The following is a 19,743-nucleotide window of genomic DNA, read 5'->3' on the forward strand; positions in this document are numbered from 1 at the left end:
TCTGCAAAACATGCAGATAACACCATACAAAACTTGCGGACTGATGGTGGTGATGTAGTGCTAGAAGGAATTTGAAGTGTTACAACATAGAAACTAAGAAACGTCTATCAATGCAGATGAAGTCCAGAGATATCTCAAGAGGCCTTAGTTGCAATGGCTTGGTCTTGATCGCTCGTAAATGGATGGAGTTGAAAAGCTGAGCACAATTCAGAAATCTTATGGAAATTACTTGTGCACTTTATAGTTTAATTATACTTTTCCTTCAATCACATTTTGATTGTGTGACCATATTTCTAATTACCCGTTATAATTTTATATATGATCATAAAACCAACAGCAGTTTCACTATTTACAGGATGTGGCGGCTCAGATGCTGGCGTCATTAAAGCGGGCTTCAACGTCTTAATGGCAAATGACATCATTCCATACGCCAAAGATACTTATGTGGCAAATCATCCAGAAACACACTATATCCTAGGGTCTGTCGCAGATATTGAAGCTTTTCCAAAATCCGACCTACTTGTAGGATGTTATCCATGTCAAGGTTTTTCACAGGGAGGGCTGCGTAAAGCAGATAGCACTATTAACTATCTGTATCTAGAGTTCGCGAGGGCACTAAATGCAATCAAGCCCAAAGCTTTCATTGTGGAAAATGTGTCTGGTATGGTGCGATCAAATTACAAGCACTTATTAGATCATCAATTGAAAATATTTTCTGATGCAGGGTATGATGTTAAATACAAGGTATTAAATGCAGCTCACTATGGCGTTGCACAAGAGCGTAAAAGAATTTTTATAGTTGGCATACGTAGTGATTTCGGGCTAACTTACCAATTCCCAGAAATTACTCATGGTCCAGACCTAGATGCATACGTAACTATTAAAGATGCAATTGGTGACCTTCCGCTGTGGCCCGAAGGCGAGTTTTACGACTACGATTTTCACTGGTATTACATGTCTAGAGATCGCAGAAGAGATTGGTCAGAACCTTCAAAGACTATTGTTAGTAATCCAAGGCACATGCCTCTGCATCCTGTTAGTCCAATAATGACTAAACTTGGTGATGATAAGTGGGCTTTTACTACAGAAGATAAGGCAAGACGCTTTAGTTATCGTGAAGCTGCTCGCTTGCAAGGCTTTTCAAAAGATTTTATATTTCCTGAAACACTAAATTCAAGCTTAAGCATGAAATACAAGGTAGTTGGTAACGCTGTTCCGCCTCCATTATTTGAGGCTGTAGCAAAGGCGCTGCCTGCGATTTGGGATTAAGTTTTAAAAATGTCAGTTGAATTCGCTAAAAATAAAGTCAACTATAGATGTAGTCAATTGTCTCCTGAACACATGGCATGGCAGGTAGGCTTGCAAACAAATTGTATTGCTCTAATAGTCTAGTCATCCTTAGTCGATCAACAATAATTGCTTGACCAATATCGCTTTCTGCCGCCCATCCATCATCTGTATGACGGAGATCTAGTGGTAAAAAGTAATAAGTTGCCCATGGATGCATTACGGGTAAGTGAGAGTAGTGTTTCGCGGGTGATGCTTCTAGCTGTTTAAATGTCCATTCATCTTTAGAGCAACCACATTGAGCAAAAGATATAGGCATGCCTGGTCTATTGTCCGTCATCGGATGCCAAGCAATTAAGTCTATTCCACCATCGCCTCTGTCATTAGTTCTGAAATCACGAGCTTTGAAATTTGGAGTACATCTTAAATCTTTAGCAATAGCCTGCATTTTGTCATATAAAGTACCTATGTAAGGAGCCTCTGGGCCCCCATTCGCCCAGGTAGCCCGAATCTCGCTTCCTTCAGGCATCAATTTACTAAACACTTGAAAACAAGTTAACTCAAATAAGCGTGCGAAATCACCTTGCCTAGCACTCTCAATGTTTCTCATACAGGAAGCTATTAGTAAGGTTATGTACGCTAGCTGCTTTTGACTTGCATCAAAATTGCAGACTATTGTGTCTCCATCATCGCTTACTTCAAAAGGATAGCTATCATCAAATTCAATTTGACGTATAAAGGCGAAGTCAGCTAATTGTTTCCATCGGGTCTCTACATTGAATCCATGACCGGTCAAATCCCTGTGTCGATGCTCAATACCTGCTAAGTCACCTCTAGAAAAACACTTATCAGGGTGAATTAGCGCTCTGAGTTCAACAAAGTCAGTCCAAATAAAAGAATCAGCGCCTTTAGGAGGGGTATCTAACCTTGTGAGCATATCAATCTTCTAATTTATCGCGGATAACGTTACGAATAGACTTAACATCCTCAAAAAGCTTTTCCGCCAATGCTTGATGGCTTGTTGTTAAAGGTGAGATTTTGAGTATCATACTCCACACAACCTTCACATTTTTAATTGCTGAATCTAATGCGTTTTCAAGTGAGGCTTGCGGCCCCTCGGTGTACAGATATGCCTCAGCAAGATTACCTGTTTCCATTAAAACAGTCCTAGCGTCATCGCTTGCCACCACAGCGGCTAATTCATCCAGCTTACGTGTTTCTCCAAGTATTGTCTGACCTTGTTGATCTTTAATAAACATCCAGGCATAAGCAAATTTAAGATTTTCTTCTACAAGCCCCGCTATTTCTATATCAGTGCTGCCTTGAAGTCCAAGCCATTCATGTATTTTTTTATAACCTAATGCAGTAGTTATATATGTGAATTCGATATCTTTTGGCTCTAAATTCAATCCAAAAAACTTTGAATCTTCTGCGCGAAGGTAGATTGCTAAGCCCGTTAACAACTGACCCACATATCCAGGTTTGCTACCAATATCCTTTGCTAGGGCTTTCAATTGTTTTTGTTGCTCTACACCGTTGTAAAATTCATCTCGGAGTTGGGCTAGATATTTAGCTTTAGAGAGTGAATCCCATTCTTTAATGCCAGTAATATGGCGATAGCCAAGGTATCTGAGTATTTCTTTACGCGTTTTATAAACTAAACAAGGAAGTTCAAAAGGTGGTTTTTCAATAGCTTCAGTAATAATGGTAGCTATACTTGTTTTTCTTCTTGTAGGAGGAAGAACTTGCCCATTCAAAAGTTTTACAGCGGCTAAACGTCTGTTACCTTCTATTACTGTATATCGACCACTCTGTTCTTTGATAACAAGTAATGGTTCGCCAGGGAAGTAACCTTTTTGACCAATTGAGAGCATTAGATCCTGAGCGCCTTCGTCATCTAGCATTTCCTCAATAACGGCATCCTCAGATTGGGACTTATTAAGGCGATAGAAGCGAGGATTTTCAGGATCAAAATCAATCTCTTCTGTTTTTATCATTACTACTTCTACATTGGCCATTGCTATTCCTATATCAATAAAGATTTAGCTAACGCTAATTATGCAATATTTATAGCTAGCCTTCGACATTTAAATTCAGTTAAGTGCTTAATTAGCTCAGAAAACAAAAAAGCCCACTTAAAAGTGAGCTTAATTTAGATGGTGGCCGGGGCCAGAATCGAACTGGCGACACGCGGATTTTCAACTTTAAAAATCATCATTAATATATTGTTTTAGGCCCGTCCTCACTCACTTAGGCTCGCTAAATCGTGACAAAATTGTCACGTTATTTCAAAAGGATTAAGCATTTTGTTCTAATTTTCCCATATATGTTGGTATGAGGGTTTCGCTGAAGCCTGATACAAAGCACATGGACAATATGAAATACAATCCATTTTTTGCCTCTGCAAAAGAAGTGAATATAATCCCAGACTTCATCAGTATATATGTTGCAATAGCCGCAATTATTGATATAACAAGACGTTCAGCACCATAAACCGAATACATCCAATAACTGATTGCCCTCTGGGCAATTACATCTTTTGTTTTATAGGATATTGATAAAAAGCCACCTAGACTCCCAAATGCTATTACATACAAAATAATTGGAACTTCTATATTGTGAGTTAGTAGCTCCGAGTTTCGGAAAATGTAAGTTAATATCGCAAAAATGCTTAATATCAAGGTTAATAGAAATGCCCCTGCTAAATAGCATAATCTTCCAATTACCTTATGCTTATAATCTTCATTCGCATCTGACTCGATCTTACCAAATAATGTTTTTGAATCTTCAATATCACCTAATATAGCACGTGATAATGCCGCAGCCATTCTGTGCTGAAATGATGAGTCAGCACCTGTTTTGTAAAGCACGGATTTTATACGATCAAAAGCGTCTTTCACTTGTTGAAAGTTACGTACTGCTGTTAGATCATCCTCTATCTTTGTATAAATCCTCACCTTAAGTGACTCAATCTTTGGAAGATCTCCTACTTCATAAATTACATACTCGTCTCCGCTTGCGAATACCTTGGTGATTGTATTTCCAAGACCATCTTTAGCTCCAATAATATGAGATGCTAAATCTTTTACTTGCCTATCTAGGTATGTTTGGGATTTCGTTGTTTTCTCGTTGTCTTCTAAGGGATGCATCTTATTTCCTATAATACGTTTTATAGTTCAACAGTATATTAGTGGGTAGCCCATATTTTTATAATTCATTATGGCTACGTCATAATAAATAAGTTTTTCAAAAACAAAAAGCTGTTACTTCAGAGTTTGCGCTATCATTACTTTTAATCATAAATAACAATAAGAATCACATCAGGATGATAAAAAGCTCATGAAAAAGCTTACACGATGGCGTAGAGAGTTTGACGTAAAAATTGGGTTACAACACAGGCAAGGAAAAACTAGGCTAAATAAAAAATCTAATAATTACAATAAGGTAAGTGGTTCAGGTTTAAATAAATGGATTGATAAGTACATAAGTGATGGATTGCTGAGCGCATTCGTTAAAGGCCACAAAGTAACAATTGTTTTGCCGGAGCGATTAAATTTTAATAATGATCTTGAGTCAACAGCACTTCACTTTAATGCAATTCGAAAGTTGACTCAAAATAAAATTGTGCCTCACAAAGTCTATAAGCTTGGCATGGTGAATTTTGATTATTTGAAGTCTATATCAACATCAGCATCATTGGTATTAACAGCTGAACTTTCAAAATGGGATGACGCAATTAGGAACAGACTAAGACCCAGCATAGCCAATTGGGATCCAGAAATCCTTATAAGCTTTCGTGATCTTGGATTCTTTGAGCTTTTTAGAACAAAACCAGTTAATTTTGATAAATTAAAAAATGAAACTACACAAAATAGACATATCGTAAAATACATTAAAGGTCGGTGCGGTGATGATCAAAAGACAAGAATATTAAAGACCAGTATTACAGACATTATTGGAGACGAAATCAATAAATGGATGTTTTTACATAGTGGATTGTCGGAAGCCATAGTTAATGTATCTCATCATGCTTATCCTAAAGAACAGGGTTACTCTGAAGGGGACAAAAATTGGTATTTAACAGCGTCATTCGACAATTCAAATAATGAATTAAAAGTAGTATTTTATGACCAAGGTATAGGAATACCTAAATCTCTACCAGCATCAAAATTTAAAGAAAAATTACTTGAGTATTTATCAACTTTTCCTATTCTTGAAAGAAAGAGGGATGAAACTCTTTTGAAGGCTGCTGTCCAGCTTGATAGAACTAGTACAGATGAACCTGATCGAGGTAAGGGGCTGCAAGATCTTCTTGAGTTCACACGCCAAAGGCGAGACGGGTCTTTATCAATTCTAAGCTTGAAGGGATTGTTTGAGTTGGAAATTAAAGATGGTTCAGAGTCGGTAAGGACTTCGCGTTTTGATAATCCTGTTAGCGGCACTTTAATCATATGGACTGTGATTGTATAAATAAAATTATAGGACAATAAAATGAAAATATTAAATATAGGAAAAGACTTTTCTTCTGATCCTATCGGAAGGTTTAGGTCTGATGGTAACCGTAGTGGTGAGACTTTTAGAGAAGACTTTCTGAAGCCAGCATTAGATAGTCTTGAACCAAATGAGAAGCTTGAAATTATTATCGATGATGAAGTTGAAAGCTATGGCTCATCATTCTTGTCTGAGGGTTTCGCTGGTTTAGTAAAATATGGTTTTATTACAGCAGAAGAATTTCATAGAAAAATTGAAATTAAATATACGAATGAGGACTTTGAGTTTTTTAAAAGTAAGATAATTGAATACGTGAATACGGCAAAATATAATTCAAAAACTTATGTACCAACAAAATCATAATGGCATATATATGTTCTGAAAAATCAGATTTGTCATCAGATATTTACGAATTTTTTTACTTTATGCCAACAAGTAATGGTTGCCAAGTTTTGGCTGATACTATTAAGGAAAATCTACTTGTAAATGAAAAGTTACGTGACTCAATAGAGTTGCTGAATTTAAGTCTTGTGCAATATCAAAATAGCATAAAATGGTTTACACCATATGTGCCTATATTTGCAGTTCTATTGGGATCTTTTGCTGCATACTCATTCACTAGGTATCACTGGGCGCATGCTGAAAAAAAGAAAAAAGAAGCTGAGTCATTTAACAAAATATCCAATTTGATTTCTGAGATTGAAGAGATAGCAGTAGAGTATTGGACAAAAGATCACAGTCAGGAAGATATAAAAAATGAAGTGAAACTTAAATCAAAATTTAAACTACTTACTCGCTATGTAAAATATGTAGAAGAGAAGCGTGAGCCAAAGCTGATGCAACTTTCTCGATATTTGAAAATTGTAAATGTAAAGCAAGGCTCGATTAAAAAAGAACTAGAACAGTTTAACTCAAAACTATACGACTTAACTACAGGAGATGAGTTTGAATCCATTCATAGAGAGGCAGCGAAAAGTACAGCTAGCCGAGTTTCATTTTTATGTGCAGAAATGAAGGGGACCTTATTGGTCTTTTGTTAAATACTTATGAATCTCGGTAAGTTATCTTCTGCCGATCTGTTAAAACTTATTATTTTAATTCCTACGTATGAAGGAATTATAAAAGATGGTCAGGTTTCGATTCGTGAAAAAAGAGACAAAATTTTCACCACTCAATCTGAGTCAGCATCGTGGCATCATTTGTATGAGTTATCTTACCCTGAGCACTTGGCTCGATTTGTTGTTGTCTTTGGATTAGCTGATAAGGTTAAAGAAATGGCTGCTTCAGACAATCCACCTCAAGCAGGTATTGCTGCATTACAGGATGCATTTGAATCTGAGGATGGGTTTGATTTTGAGCTGGACGAAGAGTCACGTTTGGCATTGCCTTTGCTGCTTGGCGTGACGCACTCTATAAACCTAAATTTTAAGTCGCTCCTCACTTTTGGCCTTTACATAAATGAGCTAGTTGCTATTGCCCGAAAAGGCGGTGCAGAAGGTGATAAAGCTTTATTTAATGCAATAAAAATTGATCCTACGGTTATTGGTTGCCAGTCCATTTCAAGGCGCGTCAGTCAGGCTATTCTCGAGGATGATCAAGGCTTCATTAAGAAGCTTAAAAAAGCTTTTCAAGGTAAATTCACCAAACGCGAAAATCGTGTGTATCAGTTACAACGTTTAATTATGCAAGTTTTACTTGAAATAAACACTCCTTCATTAAGTGCAGAGGATTTATATAAGCTATTTGTTGAGCAATTAAAGATAGCCTCTAAAGATCGTGATTCTGATATAGGTGACGTTGCTAATAACCTTCGCCAGTTTGCGTATCAGTTTATGAAACAAAAACCTGTTAGTTAAAAGTACCCTAATTTCACTAGCAAAGTCATCGAGCACTAATCCCTAAAGTTCATTCCATTCCAGATCGCCAAATCGGCTTGCTGGTAAATTCCAAAGGAATGGATATGACAAAGCCAGATACACAACACAACCAAACTGCTTCACGGGATGCCGCCCACACACGCGTCAGCGTGGAGGACGGAGACCGTGAAGCAGTAGCGGTGCCTAGTAACACAGCTACTAATAACAGCATTAACCAACATGAAGTTAAGTTTTTAAGATGGGGGATTGATAGTTTATATCTGTCTTATCAAGGTAACTTACACCCAGAAGTTCATGAGCAACTGATTCAGTTAAAGAAACAAGCACAATCCGACAATCCCCAAGAGCAAGCTAAAGCACAACTCAAACTAGGTGATCATCTATTTGAGGTCAAAGACAAAGGCACTTCCATGTTTAGTTATGTACTGGAAGATAACGCCTTTCGTATTCAGTTATCACGCCCGAATAAAGCTGTGCCAATGGCCTATGTAAAGCTTTCTAGTGAATATCTAACCCATCTATCCCCTAAAGATGCAGAACATCGCCTATCAACGATACTGTCACAACTAGGTGCATTAGAATCAACCGCAAACGTCAGTCGTGTTGATATGTTTGTCGATTTTGTTTCACATCAGGATATGGAGTCATGGCATCGTGAAGCATGGATCACACACGCTGAGTCTATCAATGCCTACTCTATTGATGGTCACTTCACTGGCTGGGCGATTGGTTTAGGTGGTGTCATTGCTGGTCGTCTTTATGACAAGCTATTTGAGATTGATAAAAGTAAGAAGTTTTATCTAATTCCATTATGGGAACTAGCTCACTGGCAACAAGGTGAACCGATCTGGCGTTTAGAGTTTGAATTTAAGCGTCAATTTCTAGTACAGAAGAATTTATCTAAACTCACTGAGGTATTAGCTAATCTTAACGGTTTATGGTCATACGCCACAACAGAATGGTTAAAGCTGTCTATTCCTAATCATATTGATCAAACACGATCACGCTGGCCCATCCATCCGTTATGGGCTGCCCTCTCCTCGCTAGATTGGGAAACCAACGGAGGCGCATTACAACCCCGCTTTAACACCACACGCGCACCCAATAAAGAAGCTGCCTTAGATCGTGCTTTTAGTGCATTAACCACATGGATGGCTGCTGAAGGTTACACCGACTATGAGTTAGCGATTCATCCCTTCTTTGAAGACTTAGGGCATCACATTAATAACCAATCGATGAATAAAGGCACTACCTTTGAAGCACTCATTAAAGAAAAAGTGGGTTTAAAGGCCAAAGCCTTTAATACGATAGATATCAATGCTGAGATCAACGAAGCCTATATCGATGAAGAAGTGCGCGCGATGCGTGAAGCTTATAACAAAGCCTCTAACGGTGAATAACAATGAAAGATAACGATCTGCCTTTGCCTGCTGTACGTTGTCTTTCTAAAGACGAGGCTGCGTGTTACCTAGGAATAGGTGTCACGCTTCTGAGTGAACTGGATATTCCAGCGGTGAAGTTTGGTCGCCGTCTGGTGTATGACAAAGTTGACTTGGATCTTTGGTTGGAGGAATATAAGCAGCGAGGGCGGGCCGGAGAGGAGTTTATATGGCCCGTGAAACCGGAATCTACAAGAGAGGTGATTCGCCCTATTGGTGGATCAATGCAACACTCTCAAACGGCAAAAGAGTACGCCAGAGTTCTGGGACTGAAGACCGAGCGCAAGCCGAAGCGTATTTAGCTAAATTAAAGCTAGATTCGTATAAGGAAGTGAATTTTGGTATTAAGCCCCATCGCTCATGGAAAGAAGCTGTTGTTCGGTATCTCGAAATTAAAGCAACGCTCAAAAGCTATCGTGACGTAAAGCGCATATGTTGTAATTTGCATCCTTATTTAGGTGACTTGATGCTAAACCAGATCAACGGTGACGTGGTTTGGTCTGTGATTCAAGGTGAGTTTAAAAAAGGAAACAAACCAGCAACCGTGAATCGTTACTTAGCGACATTACGTAGTTTATTGCGGATGGCTCGTGATGAATGGCAGTGGATAGATCATATCCCTAAAATTCGTTTGTTATCGGGTGAGGTGGAGCGTGATCGATGGTTGACTAGAGATGAGGCAGATAAGCTAATCGCTGTTTGTCCTGATCATCTGGCAGCTGTTGTGAAGTTTGCTTTAGCGACGGGGTGCCGCGCTCGGGAAATTCTGGGTTTGGAATGGAGTAGGGTGGATTTAAACAGACACACTGCTTGGTTAAACCAAACTAAGAATGGTACACCGAGAGGGGTTCCATTAAATAGAAGTGCTGTTGCTGTTCTTCAGGAGCAAGTTGGAAAGCATTCAAAATTTTGTTTTACTTACAACGGTGAGCCGATTCGTTACAACATTACGAACTCTGCGTGGATTACAGCGTTAAAGAAAGCAGAGTTAGAAGACTTTAGATTTCATGACTTGCGTCACACTTGGGCTTCTTGGCATCGTCAAGCTGGCACCAGTTGTGATGAACTGAAAGAACTAGGAGGTTGGAAAACGCGGTCAATGGTTGATCGATACGCTAAGTTTGCTACTGAACATCTGGCAAATGCGGCAAGTCGGATTGATTTTTTGGCTTCAGATAACGTGATTAAATTGTCACGTTTTAGTCACGTTCACCAAATGAAAAAGGGATTAGCAAAAGCTAACCCCTTATAAATTCTGGTGGCCGGGGCCAGAATCGAACTGGCGACACGCGGATTTTCAATCCGCTGCTCTACCGACTGAGCTACCCGGCCTTCCTTACTACTACTTACAAACTTCGGTTTAATGTTTGCAAGCCGCGCATTATAGCAACTAAATAATGAACTGACAAAAATTATTTTCAATTTATGCATATTTATTTTTAATGCTAAAGTTTGTTCAGAGTGGTGGTGTTATCTCGGTTGCTCTCATGTAAAATCTTTCTCTATGAATTTAAACAAAAAATTACCAAATATAGGGTTACCAAATATCCAATCATTAGATCAGTCATTGAAGGCTGCGCTTGTTGATAAAATTAATCATAAGACCAAACCATTAGGTGCTTTAGGGCAGTTGGAGGCGATTGCGTTACAGGTAGGCTTGATTCAACAAACCTTAGCGCCGCAACTTTCTAACCCTACCTTATTGGTGTTTGCTGGTGATCATGGCATTGTAAACGCAGGCGTTAGCCCTTATCCGCAAGCTGTGACTGCGCAGATGGTGCTTAATTTCTTGCACGGTGGCGCTGCGATTAATGTGTTTGCACGGCAGAATAATATGCAGTTGCGGGTGATTGATGCTGGCGTTAATTATGAGTTTGATGCCAACACCGATTTAATTCACGCAAAAGTGGGAGCTGGTACTGCTAATTTCTTGCAGGCGCCCGCTATGACCGCTGCACAATGCCAGCAAGCGCTGGAAACAGGCGCTTCTTTGGCAAAGCAGGAAGCATTGGCTGGGTGCAATGTGTTTGGCTTTGGCGAGATGGGGATTGGTAATACATCATCTGCTAGTTGTTTGATGAGTGTGTTGTGTGGAATCTCTATTGACGAGTGTGTTGGCCGCGGGACGGGGTTAGACGATGCCGGTTTGGCACAAAAGCTGTCTATTCTTAGGCGGGCCATAGAATTTCATCATGTCAGTGGTGAAAACATCCTGGATGTGCTGGCAACATTTGGTGGCTATGAAATCGCGATGATGGCTGGCGCGATGTTAGGTGCCGCTGAGCAACATTCTGTACTATTGATTGATGGGTTTATTGCGACATCGGCACTATTAGTAGCCTCTCAATTGCAACCTAATATTTTGCAGTATTGTGTATTCACGCATTGCTCTGGCGAGGCTGGACATCGCCGTTTGTTGGCACATCTTGAAGCAACGCCTTTACTAGATATCGGTTTGCGTTTGGGCGAGGGCACGGGTGCTGCCTTGGTTTATCCTTTATTGCAGGCTGCGGTTAATTTTATGAATGAAATGGCCTCGTTCGAAAGTGCTGGTGTGAGCACTAAAGATACTCCGTGATTAGGGATGCACTGTGATTAGGACACTTCATGATTAACTTCTTGCGTAACGAGCGACGCTATATGTTGCTGGCGGTTGGCTTTTTTACGCGTATTCCCGTGCCGGTGTTTGGTGATTTTCACGTTGAAGATTTAAATCGGTCAGCTAAGTATCTGCCATTAGTGGGGATTTTTGTCGGCATGATTGGTGCGGGTGCTTTTGTGCTTAGCAGTAAGGTGTTGCCACAAAATATTGCAGTATTGATTAGCATGGCGATGACGATTTATATCACCGGTGCGTTTCATGAGGATGGCTTAGCCGATAGCGCGGATGGTTTAGGGGGCGGTTGGGATAAAGAGCGCATTGTGGCGATTATGCAAGATTCGCGCCTTGGCACTTATGGTGCTGTTGCTTTGTTCTTTACGCTGTTTGCAAAATACCAGCTATTAAATGCCTTACCTGCCTATTTTTTACCGTTTATCTTAGTAGTGGGGCACTCGCTTAGCCGTTTGTGTGCGTTGCTTGTGATGGCGGATTTAAACTATGTAAAAGATGAGGGTAAAGCGAAGCCGCTTGCCACTAAAGTGCCAGTTGGGGATTTATGCATTGCGGTGCTATTTGGTACGCTGCCTATCCCATTGTTTTATTGGAACTTTTCTCCGGTCATGTTGAATGTGAATGACTGGTTGTGGCTAGCGGCTTGTTGCTTAACGCCAGTTGCGCTTGCTTGGATTTGGTGGCGTAACAAAATTAAACTTTGGCTTGGCGGCTATACTGGTGATTGTTTAGGCGCAATGCAGCAAATGACCGAGTTAGCATTTTATTTAGGCTTGCTCGTTTGGGCTCAGCAATTATGAATTTACATTTGATTCGGCATACATCCCTTAATATTCCATCAGGCGTTTGCTATGGGCAGAGTGATGTGGATGTTTCGGCCAACTTTGAAACAGAGTGCAGTGCCTTACTATCAAAGTTGGATGGTATTCAGTTTGATGCGGTCTATGCGAGCCCATTGCAGCGTTGTACTAAGTTAGCGCGAGCGCTTAATTTAGGTGAAATGCAGGTTGATGATAGGCTAAAAGAGTTACATTTCGGTGACTGGGAAATGCAGCCTTGGGATAGCATACCGCGCGATGTATTTGATGTTTGGGCGCATGATTATGCGCATTTGTCACCACCCAATGGTGAAAGCTTCACCCAGCTATATAACAGAACCAAAACGTTCACAGAGGAAGTGAGTAATCGCTTACCCGGGAGAAATGTCGCAGTTGTGACGCATGGCGGTGTGATACGCGCGATGTTGGCGGATGCGTTGAATATGCCGTTAAAGGGTTTGTTTAGGTTGGTGATTGATCACGCAAGTGTCACGCAAATAACCTTGAGTGACGCTGTGCCTAGAATCCATTTTGTTAATCGCTAATTGTTGGCCGACATAGAGTGTTTGCTGTCATAGTTAGCCATGTCGAAATCTTTAGGCGGCTACAGTGATTGAAGCGCGCTTTCTAATTGCTGCCAGCCCTTGTCATGCGGTAAGCCAAACCTAAGTGCGGGCTGTTCTTTAAATAACCTGACCCAAATACCTTTAGCTGCCAATCTTTCTTGTAGCGCTTGGGCTTGCGCTGTCATCACGTATTGAAACAAAGCAGTGCCCGCAGTTGGCGTTAAGCCGTATTGGCTTAGTAATGCTGCTAAACGTAGGCTACTGCCTCTTAAGATGTTGCGGGTGTTTTCTTGCCAGGCTTTATCTTGCAATGCTTGCTTTGCAATGAATCTGCTAGGTCCTGTTAATGTCCATGGGCCTAGTGTTTCCTGTAGTTTTTTTAGTTGCCCATCTGCGGCGAGCATAAACCCAACTCTGGCGCCAGCTAGCCCAAAGAACTTACCAAGTGACCGCAACACAAACAAGCCTTCTAAGTGTGAGTGCTGTGCGATGCTGTGTTCTGGCGTTGCATCCATGAACGCTTCATCCACAACTAACCAGCCGCCGCGGCTGGCAAGCTTCGTATGTAAGTGGAGTAGATCTGGCGCGGAAAATTGTTTGCCCGTCGGGTTATTTGGATTGCAAAGCAAAACCACGTCAGCTTTGTTTAGCGTTTGCTCGTCATTTAAATCATTAAAACTTAGTACCTGATGTCCGCAGCGTTGCCACGCATGGGCGTGCTCTTGATACATGGGCTTGAGCATAGCAATCGTGCCTAAAGACCTAAGGTTGGGCAGGGCTTGCAAAGCAGCTTGCGAGCCGCTGGTGGGCAGTAAGGATTGGCAGCCGTAATAGTTGGCGGCGATGTTAATCAATCCATCTTCGTCATTGGGTAGTTGCTGCCATAGGCTGGGCGTCATCTCTGGGATTGGATAGTGGTTGGGATTAATGCCTGTCGATAGATCCAGCCAGTTTTCTAGTGGAATTCCATACCGCGTTATCGCAGCGCTTAAGTTGCCGCCATGTTCAAGCAAGGTAATGGCTTCCTGTAAAGTTGATGAGTATTGAACCCAGCATGATCGCGATACACCAGAGTACGATGCTACGCCTGACGAGTTTGACCGCATTTAAAATATGCTGAGGGTTGGCTAATGTTCCCATCCCTAATGTAGGGCGTTGTTTGGCTGCCCCGTGATACACCGCATTGCCACCAAGCTTCACTTGTAGTGCGCCAGCGCCTGCTGACATCACAGGCCCGGCATTAGGGCTGTACCAAGTACTGGCTTGGGTAAGCCAACATTTTAATGCACTTTTGGTATGCCCGCATAAGGCGTAGCTTAGCGCAGTGAGGCGTGCTGGTATTAAGTTCAATAGATCATCTAAACGAGCGGCTGCCCAGCCAAAGTATAAAAAGCGTGGGGTTCTATAACCCCACATGGCATCTAGGGTGTTGGCTAACCTAAAAACCACTGCGCCAGTACCGCCAAATAATACAAACCAGAAAATCGCGCCAAATATTGCGTCATTACCATTTTCCAGCACTGATTCCACCGTGGCGGTAGCGACTTCCGTTTCGTTAAGCTGCGAAGTATCGCGGCTGACAATCATACTAATTGCATGGCGAGCTTGCGTGAGGTTTTGCTCAGATAGCGGTTTGAACACTGCTTTTGCATGCAGGGTGAGGCTTTGAGCGCCGATGGCGAAATAAAGCAGGGTGACATCAGCGACCCATGCTACTACGGCTCCCACAAATGCATTGAGTGTTACTAGATAGCTTATTGTGGCAAAAGGTAACAGTAGCAATAGCCAAGCCAATAAACCGATAACTCGGGCATTGCGAGGCAGCATGTTTTTGTTGTAAGCACGTTCAACAGTGTGTGCAAGCCAACCAAAGCCAACCAGTGGATGCCAGCGTTTAGGCTCTCCTAGCAGTGCATCTAATAATACAGCCGCAATCACCGCGAGGGCTGTGCTATAGGTATTTATGGGATAATAATCAAATGACATTTAAATCACTTATGGTTCAGGGAACGACATCAGATGCCGGTAAAAGTACGCTGGTTGCAGCGATATGCCGTGTATTGTATCGCAGAGGTGTGCGTGTTGCCCCATTCAAGCCGCAAAATATGGCGTTAAATTCAGCGGTGACAGTGGATGGCGGTGAAATCGGGCGAGCACAAGCGGTGCAGGCACAAGCTTGTGGTTTAGCACCACATACCGATATGAACCCTGTATTGCTTAAACCTAACTCGGATACTGGTTGCCAGGTGATTGTGCACGGTAAGGTTGCATGCAACTTGGAAGCAATGGGCTACCACGCTTATAAGCCGACAGCCATGCGCGCCGTACTAGCTTCTTGGGAGCGCTTAAAGTTGCAATACGAGTGTGTGGTGGTGGAAGGTGCTGGCAGCCCGGCCGAGATTAACCTGCGTGACCGTGATATTGCCAATATGGGCTTTGCAGAGGCGGTAGACTGCCCAGTGATTTTAATTGCAGACATTGACCGCGGCGGCGTGTTTGCACATATAGTTGGTACCATGGCCTTGCTTTCTGAAAGCGAGCGCGCACGCGTGATAGGCTTTGTCATAAACCGCTTTCGTGGTGATGTTGCATTATTACAGCCTGGGCTGGACTGGCTTACGCAGGAAACAGGTAAACCGGTATTAGGCGTGCTGCCCTATCTGCATGGTTTGCATATCGAGGCCGAGGATTCAGTGCCGAAGCAACAGCAGTCGAGCGATACAACTGCTGGCAAGCGAATAAAAGTAGTAGTCCCCGTGATTCCCCATATCAGTAACCACACCGATTTTGACGCACTGCGGTTACACCCTCAGGTAGATTTCCAGTTTGTTAAAGTGAGCGAAGAAATACCGGCTGCGGACCTGATGATATTGCCTGGCAGTAAGAATGTAAGAGGCGACCTTGAGTTTCTACGAGCTAATGGCTGGGAGCAAGCGCTCACTCGTCATTTGCGCTATGGCGGCAAGGTATTAGGCATTTGTGGTGGTTTTCAGATGCTGGGACGACATATCCATGACCCTTATGCCATAGAAGGTGATGCGGGTTCTAGTGAGGGTTTAGGCTGGCTAGACATGGAAACCACGTTAGAGCAGACCAAACAGCTGAAGCAGGTTAGCGGGCATTTGGCGTTTGCCGATGCGCAAGTGGCTGGCTACGAAATCCATATGGGGGTGACAACAGGCGCAGCTCTCAACACGCCAGCACTCTCTCTTGAAAATCGCCCAGAGGGAGCAGTTTCGCAAGATAATCAAATTGCCGGTACCTATCTGCATGGGCTGTTTGACCACAAAGAAGCATGCGCAGCTTGGTTGGCATGGGCTGGACTGCAGACTGAGCCGAACTTTGATTATGAGCAGCTTAAAAACGACGAGCTAAACCGTTTGGCCGATTGCGTAGAGCAGCATTTAGATTGGGATGTGCTCGGGTTACCAATTAACCCAAGCCTGTCAGCTTAGGTTTTTGACGTGGTTGTTCTTCTAAACGCGTACTGATTAGATGCCATTAGCCACTTGGTTAATTCTGCTTCGTGTCAGTTAAGCGTAATCTGTTTTGCACCTGCGTTTATAACACCTTAACTGTTTGTCCTAGGCACTCTACAACTTGGCCTGAGCGTATCTTCGCAGTGCGCCTGGTTTCAATCTGGCCATCTACTTGCACGATGCCGTCACTCACCATCACTTTGCCTTGGCCGCCGCTATTGGCAATGCCTGCAAGTTTTAGTAGGTTACAAAGTTCTATATATTCACCTTGTAGTTCAAAAGTCGTGATTTCCATATTCATCCTTTAAATAGTTAGCCTTTTAGGGTAAGTGGCAGGCCTGCAGCAATAAAGCTGACTTTATTTACACACTGCGCCACTGCTTGGTTGAGGCGGCCTTGCTCGTCTTGAAACTGACGGTTAATTTCACCTAGAGGCACTATGCCCATGCCCACCTCGTTGCTGACCAATAATACAGTCCCTTCCAGCTTAGGCAGAACTTCTAGTAGCCTGCTGCGCTCATGTTGCCAGTCTAAATTATCTGGCCGGTCACAGTCCGGGCATATGCATTGCGCCAGCCAAAGAGTGAGGCAATCTACAATAATGCAGGTATCTGCTTTGGCATGCGTTTGCAGCGCCTCCGCTAGGTTAAATGACTGCTCTAGGGTTGCCCAATGCGCAGGGCGGCGAGTCTTGTGCTGGTCAACACGTGCGCCGAATTCTTTATCGTACACTTGTGCTGTGGCAATGTAAGTGACCGGCTGGCCAGATGCCAACGCCAGTTTCTCTGCAAAAGCGCTTTTGCCTGAGCGTGCGCCGCCTAAAATAAGATGTGTAGCCATATGGTTTCTCTAAGTTCGTTTAATTGCTGTGTGCCAAGGCCCATTGCTGGATAATGGCCTGCACCTGCTGTAACCCGTGGGTAATCAGTGATGGCCCGGGCTGCAGGATATCTGCCGATTTAATTTCAAATACCAAGCCATTTTTTACCGCAGGGATGGTTTGCCAGCCCTCTCTGGCAATGACTTGCTCGGGCTGAAATTTCTTACCGCACCATGAGCCGATGATAATGTCAGGCTGGCGCTCGATCACTCGGGCTGACTGTACTGTTCTGTCTTTCGCACTGTGAAACTGCGATAGCTCAGGAAAGCAATCTTTCCCGCCGGCGATTTCAATCAACTCGGCTGCCCATTTGATACTGCAAATCATGGGCTCGTTCCATTCTTCAAAATACACAACGGGTTTTGCTGACAATTGAGATGCGGTATCTTTTGCCTGCTGTATTTTGTGCTCTAGTTCTGCAATCAGTTTAAACGCCTTATCCGAAGCGCCAACTAGGCTGCCAACGGTGGCAATCATGTTCAGCATTTGTGCAATAGAGCGCTGGTTAAAGATATGCACTTCTACCCCAGCACGAATCAGCGATGCGGCGATATCCGCCTGCAGGTTGGAGAAGCCAATCACTAAATCAGGTTTGAGCTCCAAGATTTTATCAATCTTGGCACTGGTAAATGCGGCGATTTTTGGCTTTTCCTTACGCGCAATGGCGGGGCGGGTGGTAAAGCCGGAAATACCGACAATACGGTCTTGCTCACCTAGAAGATACAGCACCTCTGTGGGCTCGGTGGTCAGGCATACGATACGCTGCGGATACCTCATTCTGTACTTTTCCACTGGTTTTCCATCACCATATCGGCCAACGGTTTGGCTTGTTTCCAGCCGGTTTCTATCAGCATCGGTTCTTTGTAAAACGAGCTGACGTGGCCGAGGCATAAAATGGCTACTGGTTTGGCTCCGCTCGGTATATTAAGCAATGCGCCTAGCGCCACGGGGTCAAAAATAGACACCCAGCCCATACCTAGCCCTTCTGCGCGCGATGCCAGCCACATGTTCTGTATCGCACAGCTCACGGAGGCAATGTCCATCTCCGGCAAGGTTCTGCGGCCAAAGATGTGTTCTTCCCGTTTATCGCATAAAGTCACGACGATAAGCTCGCCGCACTCTAATATTCCTTCTACTTTCAAACGCAGAAACTCAGCCATGCGTGTGGTGTCTTCATGCTCACCTATGGCTTGTGCCGTATGGATGCGCTCTTGATCTACCAGCTGATGAATTTGCTGGCGCGTATTGATATCGGTAATCCTAATAAAGCGCCACGGCTGCATCAAGCCCACGCTGGGGGCGTGATGGGCTGCGTGTAAAATCTTGGTGAGTATTTCTGGGGCGACCGGCGTTGGCAGAAAGTGGCGCATATCGCGGCGCTCTGCAATCACGCGATAAATCGCCTCTTTATCTTGCTCTGGGTAACTAAAATCTTGCATTAAGGCTTACCTTTTGATCCTTTGTCAGCTTCCGCTGTGGATTCAATCAAAAACAATTTGCCCGTTTTCGGGTCACGATACACTTGACCGATGGCATCATAGCCACTGCCAGCGCTTTGTTCACCTTTGGCCGGGGCGTCAATTTCCCTGCCCTTATTGACTTCCTGCGGGCGGGTGAGGGTAGATTGCTGGCCGGCACTGAGTGCAGCTAATAAGCCACAGGCAAATACCAGCATCACATCCACCAAGTTCACTAGGCTGGCACGCGGGTCTTCGTCTTCGTGATTGAAACGACCATTTAAACGACTGTCTAGGCTGCGCTTTTTCTGCATGATGATGTTAGGGCTGAATAGTCTATGTGATTTATTGTGCTGATGATGTTGATTGTGTTTCCAGGGACACTAGTACATCTTCATACCAGCGGCGGCGACATTTGCCTATCACCAAACCAATGATGCCAGCCAGCAAACCTAGTACCGTGGCATCAAATGCGGTGGTGACCGCTTGTGCAAGTAACGATGGGTTGCCTTGGCCCAATGCGGCAAGCCCTGGCCCTAACGGGATAATTGTTGCCATTAGACCAAGCATGGGCGGTATGCGCGCTAAAAAGTCTGCACGTTCCAGACGTTTGCGCGCTATCCTCAGCACCGCTTGCTCGCCAGCCTTGCGTAATTGCTTGAGCCCAAATAAACGCTCACCAATAGCTAAGCCGGCTTCTAATACGGCAATGACTACTGCCGCGATTAAGACGATAATCACTGGTTCTAACAGCCAAGTAATGGCGCTATGCAGGGAGTTTAAGTTAATAGACATATGATGGGTCTTCCATAGTAATCTTAATTGCTAGTTATCT

22 protein-coding genes and 1 tRNA gene are annotated in these 19,743 nt (G+C 43.3%); 11 read left to right on the top strand and 12 right to left on the bottom strand.

What is annotated here, in order from left to right; translation table 11 throughout:
• Nucleotides 1-318 precede the first annotated feature (318 nt).
• Nucleotides 319-1,269, top strand: a complete 951-nt coding sequence (locus tag FG24_RS05235; protein WP_036301749.1) for a DNA cytosine methyltransferase — start codon at nucleotides 319-321, stop codon at nucleotides 1,267-1,269.
• A 37-nt stretch (nucleotides 1,270-1,306) separates the two neighbouring features.
• Here the strand turns inward: FG24_RS05235 and FG24_RS05240 are convergent, their stop codons facing one another.
• The 3 genes from FG24_RS05240 to FG24_RS05250 form a co-directional block, all read right to left on the bottom strand.
• A complete protein-coding gene (locus FG24_RS05240; RefSeq protein WP_051901441.1) occupies nucleotides 1,307-2,224 on the bottom strand; it encodes a hypothetical protein in 918 nt (305 codons plus the stop codon).
• A 1-nt stretch (nucleotide 2,225) separates the two neighbouring features.
• Nucleotides 2,226-3,305, bottom strand: a complete 1,080-nt coding sequence (locus tag FG24_RS05245; RefSeq protein ID WP_036301751.1) for a ParB N-terminal domain-containing protein — start codon at nucleotides 3,303-3,305, stop codon at nucleotides 2,226-2,228.
• 279 nt (nucleotides 3,306-3,584) lie between these two features.
• Nucleotides 3,585-4,436, bottom strand: coding sequence for a hypothetical protein (locus FG24_RS05250; protein WP_036301753.1), 852 nt, complete (start codon nucleotides 4,434-4,436; stop codon nucleotides 3,585-3,587).
• A 190-nt stretch (nucleotides 4,437-4,626) separates the two neighbouring features.
• On the opposite strand from FG24_RS05250, the gene FG24_RS05255 reads away from it, so the two are divergent.
• The 6 genes from FG24_RS05255 to FG24_RS05280 all read left to right on the top strand — a co-directional run bounded on the left by FG24_RS05255 (nucleotide 4,627) and on the right by FG24_RS05280 (nucleotide 10,346).
• A complete protein-coding gene (locus FG24_RS05255) occupies nucleotides 4,627-5,757 on the top strand; it encodes a hypothetical protein (protein ID WP_036301755.1) in 1,131 nt (376 codons plus the stop codon).
• 21 nt (nucleotides 5,758-5,778) lie between these two features.
• Complete coding sequence (locus FG24_RS05260; protein WP_036301756.1) at nucleotides 5,779-6,141, top strand: STAS-like domain-containing protein; 363 nt, start codon at nucleotides 5,779-5,781, stop codon at nucleotides 6,139-6,141.
• Nucleotides 6,141-6,818, top strand: a complete 678-nt coding sequence (locus FG24_RS05265; protein ID WP_036301757.1) for a hypothetical protein — start codon at nucleotides 6,141-6,143, stop codon at nucleotides 6,816-6,818. The genes FG24_RS05260 and FG24_RS05265 overlap by 1 nt, the downstream gene beginning before the upstream one ends.
• Before the next feature lie 6 nt (nucleotides 6,819-6,824).
• Nucleotides 6,825-7,634, top strand: a complete 810-nt coding sequence (locus FG24_RS05270; protein ID WP_036301759.1) for a hypothetical protein — start codon at nucleotides 6,825-6,827, stop codon at nucleotides 7,632-7,634.
• Between the two features lie 104 nt (nucleotides 7,635-7,738).
• Nucleotides 7,739-9,055, top strand: a complete 1,317-nt coding sequence (locus tag FG24_RS05275) for a hypothetical protein (RefSeq protein WP_036301760.1) — start codon at nucleotides 7,739-7,741, stop codon at nucleotides 9,053-9,055.
• 208 nt (nucleotides 9,056-9,263) lie between these two features.
• The gene (locus tag FG24_RS05280) at nucleotides 9,264-10,346 is read left to right on the top strand and encodes a tyrosine-type recombinase/integrase (RefSeq protein ID WP_036301761.1); all 1,083 of its coding nucleotides are present in this window, start codon (nucleotides 9,264-9,266) and stop codon (nucleotides 10,344-10,346) included.
• A 4-nt stretch (nucleotides 10,347-10,350) separates the two neighbouring features.
• Here the strand turns inward: FG24_RS05280 and FG24_RS05285 are convergent.
• Nucleotides 10,351-10,426, bottom strand: a tRNA-Phe gene (locus FG24_RS05285).
• Between the two features lie 172 nt (nucleotides 10,427-10,598).
• Here FG24_RS05285 and cobT point away from each other — a divergent pair.
• Genes cobT through cobC form a run of 3 tightly spaced genes read left to right on the top strand, consistent with a single transcriptional unit; the run spans nucleotide 10,599 to nucleotide 13,071 of the window.
• Nucleotides 10,599-11,672: a nicotinate-nucleotide--dimethylbenzimidazole phosphoribosyltransferase gene (gene cobT / locus FG24_RS05290; RefSeq protein ID WP_200876868.1), complete on the top strand. Its 1,074-nt coding sequence runs from the start codon at nucleotides 10,599-10,601 to the stop codon at nucleotides 11,670-11,672.
• 29 nt (nucleotides 11,673-11,701) lie between these two features.
• Nucleotides 11,702-12,508 (top strand): adenosylcobinamide-GDP ribazoletransferase, encoded by an 807-nt coding sequence (gene cobS, locus FG24_RS05295; protein ID WP_200876869.1) that lies wholly within the window; start codon nucleotides 11,702-11,704, stop codon nucleotides 12,506-12,508.
• A complete protein-coding gene (gene cobC, locus FG24_RS05300) occupies nucleotides 12,505-13,071 on the top strand; it encodes an alpha-ribazole phosphatase (RefSeq protein WP_036301763.1) in 567 nt (188 codons plus the stop codon). Before cobS ends, cobC begins: the two co-directional genes overlap by 4 nt.
• Nucleotides 13,072-13,130: 59 nt before the next feature.
• Here cobC and cobD read toward each other — a convergent pair whose 3' ends face one another.
• A complete protein-coding gene (gene cobD / locus FG24_RS05305; protein WP_036301765.1) occupies nucleotides 13,131-14,105 on the bottom strand; it encodes a threonine-phosphate decarboxylase CobD in 975 nt (324 codons plus the stop codon).
• On the bottom strand, nucleotides 14,098-15,078 hold the full coding sequence (gene cbiB / locus FG24_RS05310) for an adenosylcobinamide-phosphate synthase CbiB (RefSeq protein ID WP_051901442.1): 981 nt from the start codon (nucleotides 15,076-15,078) through the stop codon (nucleotides 14,098-14,100). The genes cobD and cbiB overlap by 8 nt, the downstream gene beginning before the upstream one ends.
• Before the next feature lie 11 nt (nucleotides 15,079-15,089).
• Here cbiB and FG24_RS05315 point away from each other — a divergent pair, with 11 nt between their 5' ends.
• Nucleotides 15,090-16,547 carry a cobyric acid synthase gene (locus FG24_RS05315; protein WP_200876904.1) on the top strand — a complete coding sequence of 486 codons (1,458 nt, stop codon included), beginning with the start codon at nucleotides 15,090-15,092 and terminating at the stop codon, nucleotides 16,545-16,547.
• A 106-nt stretch (nucleotides 16,548-16,653) separates the two neighbouring features.
• On the opposite strand, the gene FG24_RS05320 is transcribed toward FG24_RS05315, so the two are convergent.
• Genes FG24_RS05320 through FG24_RS05345 form a run of 6 tightly spaced genes read right to left on the bottom strand, consistent with a single transcriptional unit; the run spans nucleotide 16,654 to nucleotide 19,703 of the window.
• Nucleotides 16,654-16,866, bottom strand: a complete 213-nt coding sequence (locus FG24_RS05320; protein ID WP_036301767.1) for an RNA-binding S4 domain-containing protein — start codon at nucleotides 16,864-16,866, stop codon at nucleotides 16,654-16,656.
• Between the two features lie 17 nt (nucleotides 16,867-16,883).
• Entirely contained in the window at nucleotides 16,884-17,411 is a 528-nt protein-coding gene (gene cobU / locus FG24_RS05325) for a bifunctional adenosylcobinamide kinase/adenosylcobinamide-phosphate guanylyltransferase (protein WP_036301769.1), read from the bottom strand.
• Between the two features lie 19 nt (nucleotides 17,412-17,430).
• Complete coding sequence (locus FG24_RS05330) at nucleotides 17,431-18,228, bottom strand: cobalamin-binding protein (protein ID WP_036301771.1); 798 nt, start codon at nucleotides 18,226-18,228, stop codon at nucleotides 17,431-17,433.
• Nucleotides 18,225-18,890: a 5,6-dimethylbenzimidazole synthase gene (gene bluB, locus FG24_RS05335; protein WP_036301773.1), complete on the bottom strand. Its 666-nt coding sequence runs from the start codon at nucleotides 18,888-18,890 to the stop codon at nucleotides 18,225-18,227. The genes FG24_RS05330 and bluB overlap by 4 nt, the downstream gene beginning before the upstream one ends.
• Nucleotides 18,890-19,222, bottom strand: a complete 333-nt coding sequence (locus FG24_RS05340; protein ID WP_036301774.1) for a DUF2149 domain-containing protein — start codon at nucleotides 19,220-19,222, stop codon at nucleotides 18,890-18,892. The genes bluB and FG24_RS05340 overlap by 1 nt, the downstream gene beginning before the upstream one ends.
• A 31-nt stretch (nucleotides 19,223-19,253) precedes the next feature.
• Nucleotides 19,254-19,703: a MotA/TolQ/ExbB proton channel family protein gene (locus tag FG24_RS05345; RefSeq protein ID WP_036301776.1), complete on the bottom strand. Its 450-nt coding sequence runs from the start codon at nucleotides 19,701-19,703 to the stop codon at nucleotides 19,254-19,256.
• Between the last annotated feature and the right edge of the window lie 40 nt (nucleotides 19,704-19,743).

The sequence above is a fragment of the Methylotenera sp. L2L1 genome (assembly GCF_000744605.1).
In the GTDB taxonomy this organism is placed as follows: domain Bacteria; phylum Pseudomonadota; class Gammaproteobacteria; order Burkholderiales; family Methylophilaceae; genus Methylotenera.

What these genes read in the sequence shown, in the direction of transcription:
- cobU (WP_036301769.1), bottom strand. Translation starts at nt 17,411, where the DNA reads ATGGCTACACATCTTATTTTAGGCGGCGCACGCTCAGGCAAAAGCGCT.
- FG24_RS05315 (WP_200876904.1), top strand. Translation starts at nt 15,090, where the DNA reads ATGGTTCAGGGAACGACATCAGATGCCGGTAAAAGTACGCTGGTTGCA.
- FG24_RS05270 (WP_036301759.1), top strand. Translation starts at nt 6,825, where the DNA reads ATGAATCTCGGTAAGTTATCTTCTGCCGATCTGTTAAAACTTATTATT.
- cbiB (WP_051901442.1), bottom strand. Translation starts at nt 15,078, where the DNA reads ATGTCATTTGATTATTATCCCATAAATACCTATAGCACAGCCCTCGCG.
- FG24_RS05255 (WP_036301755.1), top strand. Translation starts at nt 4,627, where the DNA reads ATGAAAAAGCTTACACGATGGCGTAGAGAGTTTGACGTAAAAATTGGG.
- FG24_RS05330 (WP_036301771.1), bottom strand. Translation starts at nt 18,228, where the DNA reads ATGAGGTATCCGCAGCGTATCGTATGCCTGACCACCGAGCCCACAGAG.
- FG24_RS05245 (WP_036301751.1), bottom strand. Translation starts at nt 3,305, where the DNA reads ATGGCCAATGTAGAAGTAGTAATGATAAAAACAGAAGAGATTGATTTT.
- FG24_RS05340 (WP_036301774.1), bottom strand. Translation starts at nt 19,222, where the DNA reads ATGCAGAAAAAGCGCAGCCTAGACAGTCGTTTAAATGGTCGTTTCAAT.
- FG24_RS05235 (WP_036301749.1), top strand. Translation starts at nt 319, where the DNA reads ATGATCATAAAACCAACAGCAGTTTCACTATTTACAGGATGTGGCGGC.
- FG24_RS05265 (WP_036301757.1), top strand. Translation starts at nt 6,141, where the DNA reads ATGGCATATATATGTTCTGAAAAATCAGATTTGTCATCAGATATTTAC.
- FG24_RS05275 (WP_036301760.1), top strand. Translation starts at nt 7,739, where the DNA reads ATGACAAAGCCAGATACACAACACAACCAAACTGCTTCACGGGATGCC.
- FG24_RS05320 (WP_036301767.1), bottom strand. Translation starts at nt 16,866, where the DNA reads ATGGAAATCACGACTTTTGAACTACAAGGTGAATATATAGAACTTTGT.
- bluB (WP_036301773.1), bottom strand. Translation starts at nt 18,890, where the DNA reads ATGCAAGATTTTAGTTACCCAGAGCAAGATAAAGAGGCGATTTATCGC.
- FG24_RS05250 (WP_036301753.1), bottom strand. Translation starts at nt 4,436, where the DNA reads ATGCATCCCTTAGAAGACAACGAGAAAACAACGAAATCCCAAACATAC.
- cobT (WP_200876868.1), top strand. Translation starts at nt 10,599, where the DNA reads ATGAATTTAAACAAAAAATTACCAAATATAGGGTTACCAAATATCCAA.
- FG24_RS05240 (WP_051901441.1), bottom strand. Translation starts at nt 2,224, where the DNA reads ATGCTCACAAGGTTAGATACCCCTCCTAAAGGCGCTGATTCTTTTATT.
- cobS (WP_200876869.1), top strand. Translation starts at nt 11,702, where the DNA reads ATGATTAACTTCTTGCGTAACGAGCGACGCTATATGTTGCTGGCGGTT.
- FG24_RS05280 (WP_036301761.1), top strand. Translation starts at nt 9,264, where the DNA reads ATGGCCCGTGAAACCGGAATCTACAAGAGAGGTGATTCGCCCTATTGG.
- cobC (WP_036301763.1), top strand. Translation starts at nt 12,505, where the DNA reads ATGAATTTACATTTGATTCGGCATACATCCCTTAATATTCCATCAGGC.
- FG24_RS05345 (WP_036301776.1), bottom strand. Translation starts at nt 19,703, where the DNA reads ATGTCTATTAACTTAAACTCCCTGCATAGCGCCATTACTTGGCTGTTA.
- FG24_RS05260 (WP_036301756.1), top strand. Translation starts at nt 5,779, where the DNA reads ATGAAAATATTAAATATAGGAAAAGACTTTTCTTCTGATCCTATCGGA.